The following is a 3446-nucleotide window of genomic DNA, read 5'->3' as shown; positions in this document are numbered from 1 at the left end:
CCGCGTCTACCCCCCCCGCGGGGGGGGGCCCCCCCCCCCCCCCCCCCCCCCCCCCGGGGCCCCCCCCCCCCCCCCCCCCCCCCCGGGGGGGGGGGGGCGCCCCCCCCCCCCCCCCCGACGCCGATTAATCTTCAGCGCGTGCGGCTGGACTCCCGCACGATCAGCTTCGGCGCGACGAGGACTTCGCCGACGGACACGTCGGCATCGTCGAGGAGGAGGCGGGCGGCTTCTCGACCGATCTCATCACTGCCCGGGTCGACGGAGGTGAGGGCGATCCGCGGGAGAGCGGCCAGGAAGGTGTTGTCGTATCCGGTCACGGCAACCCGACGCCCGGTGCGCGCGGCGTGTGCGTCCGCGGCCTCCAGAACGCCGAGACCGGCCAGGTCGTTGACGGCGATGATGGCCGTCGGCGGATCCTGCGTTTCGAGCAGCGACCGCGCCCCGCGGAGACCCAACGCCCGCGTGTAGCCGCCCGGCACGACCCGGGCACGGTCTCCGAGGCCGCGCTCGGCCATCAGCCGTCGGAAGGCGTCCGCGCGGAGTGTCGAGACCGGGCTCCCGGGACCGCCCACGTGCGCGATGTCGCTGTGCCCTTCCTCGATGAGGTGGTCGATGAGCAGTCGCATGCCCGCGTCGTCGTCCCCGCGGACGAATGGAATGCCGGTGGGAGCCTCCGGGATCGAGCTTGCGGCCACGATACGGGCGTGCGGAGCCGCCGAAACGACTCGGTCGAGGGACGGAACGGATCCCACTACCAGGAGACGGGCGGGTCGCAGATCACCGAAGAGCGCGACGGCGTGATCGTCGAGAAGAGCTTCGCCGCGGCTGCCTTCTCGGCCGGTGTCGTCGGCATCCGACTGGACTCCGGGCGAGAGCGCGCTCGTGAGCAGACCGGCCTTACCGAACAGCGCCAACTCGGACCGCGCGGCGTCCACCACCTCAGCGAACACGGGGTTGTACAGGTCGGCCACCAGGATCCCGACGAAATCGTCCCGCTGGCCGGCCAAGGATCGCGCCACCAGGTTCGGTCGGAAGCCGAGCGTCTCCGCCGCCTCCAGGACTCGACGCCGACTCTCGTTGGACACGTGGGTCGAGCCCGAGTAGACCCGGGAAGCCACCGACTTGGACACACCCGCCTGCGCCGCGACATCTCGGATGGTGGGGCGACGACTGGGAAGCCGGGTGCCCTCGTCAACGCTCATGAAGGCCATTCTGGCCGACTCCGCTCAGCGTCGCCGGGAGATAAATAGGCTCAGGAACGAGCGAAGCGGTCTGCGCCGCCGATGACCATGGCGGGGATGATCCGCCGAGTGACGCCTCCGCATTCTCCACCCCGCTACAGCTTGACGACGTAGATGGAGCCGGTGGTGACACCCTCCTCGATGTTCTCCAGGGTGCGACCGCGGGTCTCCGGCAACATCTTGGCGATGAAGACCAAGGCGATGATCCCAATCCCGCCAAACAGGAAGAAGGTCCCGGAGATGCCGAGCGCGGCGATCAGAATCGGGAAGAAGAGCCCGAGCAGAGCATTCACAATCCAGCCGAAGAAGACCGAGATCCCGATGGCGAGCCCGCGGATGAAGAGCGGGAAGATCTCGGCGAGCATCACCCAGATGGCGATGTTGAGGAAAGTCTGCATCGAGCGCACGAAAAGCACGACGAGAGCCAGGATCACGAAGGGTCGAGCCGCACTGCCGACGGGTAGGACCATGACGCGATCGCAATCAGGAAGTGCATCGTCGTCGTCAGCGAGAAGCCGATCAGCAGCTTCGTGCGACGGTTGATCCTCTGCATGAGCCGCAGGCCGATGATGCCGCCGATCACGGCGATGACCCCGGGGGCGATGTTGGCGATGAGCGCACCGTTGTGGGTGAAGCCGGATTCGGTCAGGACGACCTGGCCGTAGTACATGATCGTATTGATGCCGGTGAGCTGCTGCCCGACGCTGATGCCGATGCCGACGATCAGGATGCGGCGGATCTACCTATCGTTGAAAGACCGGAACGTGGCTCTCGGTCGCCCCTTCTCAGCTTCGGTGATGCGCTGGACCTCGGCAAGTTCGGCTTCGGCCCGGTCGATGGACCGGATAGAGGTGAAAACGGCGAGGGCCTTCTTCGCGTTCCCCTTGGACACGAGCCAACGTGGCGACTCCGGCAGCCGGATCATTCCGATCAACAGCGCCAGGCCGGGCAGAGCTGCCACGGCGAGCATCACGCGCCAGATCCCGTGCGTCTCTCCCCACACCGTCCCGATGACCGCGTTGACGACGAATGCGGACACCTGGCCCACGACGATCATGAGCTCGTTGCGACCGGCGATCTTGCCGCGGATCTCATAGGGAGCGAGTTCGGAGAGATACACAGGAACCACGACAGACGCGCCGCCAACAGCCAGGCCGAGAATGCTCCGCCCCACGACGAGGAGGCCGAGGCCGGGCGAAACCACGGCGAGGAAAGCTCCCCCGACGAACATCGCCGCCATCAGGATGATGCTGCGTCTGCGACCCCACATGTCGGACAGAGCCGTCCGCCTAGGAAGGCTCCGATCGCGGCTCCGAACAGGAGCGAGGAAGTCGCGACACCCTCGCTGATTGTGGTCAGCCCGAGTTCCTTCGACATCGGCTCGAGAGCACCGTTGATGACGCCGGTGTCGTAGCCAAAGAGCAGCCCACCGAGAGTAGCGACGATCGCGACAACCCCGAGGGTCTTCACGTGGGGTGCTTTACCCAGCCCATCCAAGAGGTCGTAAACGGGTCTGAAGTCTTCGCCAAAGCTGAGCGAAGAACGTTTCTGGCGTTTTCGCATGTCACGCGCCTCACCGGTGCCAACGCGGGTAATGGTACCGAAGGGCATTATTCGAATTGACTCCTCGGGTCAACTGCACTAGCTCCGCCGCCGCATGACACTAGATCGACAGCAATATGAAAGGCCCGGACCCTTGCCGGTCCGGGCCTTTCGTTCCACGTTGTTTAGCGGGTGGGTGTTCTTGGGGCTGCCAGGAACTCCACGACCCGGTCGACAGCGCTCTCCACCCGGAACATCAACGACGGCCCCTGGTCTTTCGACGTCGGAAGAGTGATGGTGCTGGTGCGGGGAAGGAAGATGGTTGCGGTGTCGGTCATGATCGACTCCTCACAGTGTTGCGGTGGGTTCCCTACCTCGCGAACCCGGTATGTCGAAGTGCTCCTCGAGCACTCACCTGCCAACGAACCGTTGACCTTCTCCAAGATTACAGGCCCACCCTCCCCCAAAACAAGGAAAGTCGTCTTTCCTAACGGTGCGTGTTAGTTGGCAAAGTTCTGATCGGTATCACTGCTGACGGGCGGCGTGAGAAGCCGCCCTGGCGAGTAACTGGGGGGGGGGGGGGGGGGGGGGGGGGGGGGGGGGGGGGGGGGGGGGGGGGGGGGGGGGGGGGGGGGGGGGGGGGGGGGGGGGGGGGGGGGGGGG

2 protein-coding genes and 1 pseudogene are annotated in these 3446 nt (G+C 66.5%); all 3 read right to left on the bottom strand.

All coding sequences use genetic code 11. The annotated features are described in order from the left end of the window. Positions 1-131: 131 nt before the first annotated feature. The 3 genes and pseudogenes from EDF46_RS17865 to EDF46_RS18485 all read right to left on the bottom strand — a co-directional run bounded on the left by EDF46_RS17865 (position 132) and on the right by EDF46_RS18485 (position 3121). On the bottom strand, positions 132-1202 hold the full coding sequence (locus tag EDF46_RS17865) for a LacI family DNA-binding transcriptional regulator (protein WP_158614334.1): 1071 nt from the start codon (positions 1200-1202) through the stop codon (positions 132-134). Positions 1203-1336: 134 nt separating this feature from the next. After that, positions 1337-2687, bottom strand: a pseudogene (locus tag EDF46_RS17860) (sugar porter family MFS transporter). Between the two features lie 281 nt (positions 2688-2968). Next, complete coding sequence (locus tag EDF46_RS18485; protein WP_158614333.1) at positions 2969-3121, bottom strand: hypothetical protein; 153 nt, start codon at positions 3119-3121, stop codon at positions 2969-2971. Positions 3122-3446: the final 325 nt, after the last annotated feature.

Source organism: Frondihabitans sp. PhB188 (assembly GCF_003752365.1).
GTDB lineage: Bacteria > Actinomycetota > Actinomycetes > Actinomycetales > Microbacteriaceae > Frondihabitans.
Note: the sequence above shows the minus strand (reverse complement) of the source record. Positions and strands in the feature narration are given on the sequence as shown.

Excerpts from the sequence above, each read along its gene's own strand:
- EDF46_RS17865 (WP_158614334.1), bottom strand. The coding sequence starts at position 1,202 with ATGAGCGTTGACGAGGGCACCCGGCTTCCCAGTCGTCGCCCCACCATC.
- EDF46_RS18485 (WP_158614333.1), bottom strand. The coding sequence starts at position 3,121 with ATGACCGACACCGCAACCATCTTCCTTCCCCGCACCAGCACCATCACT.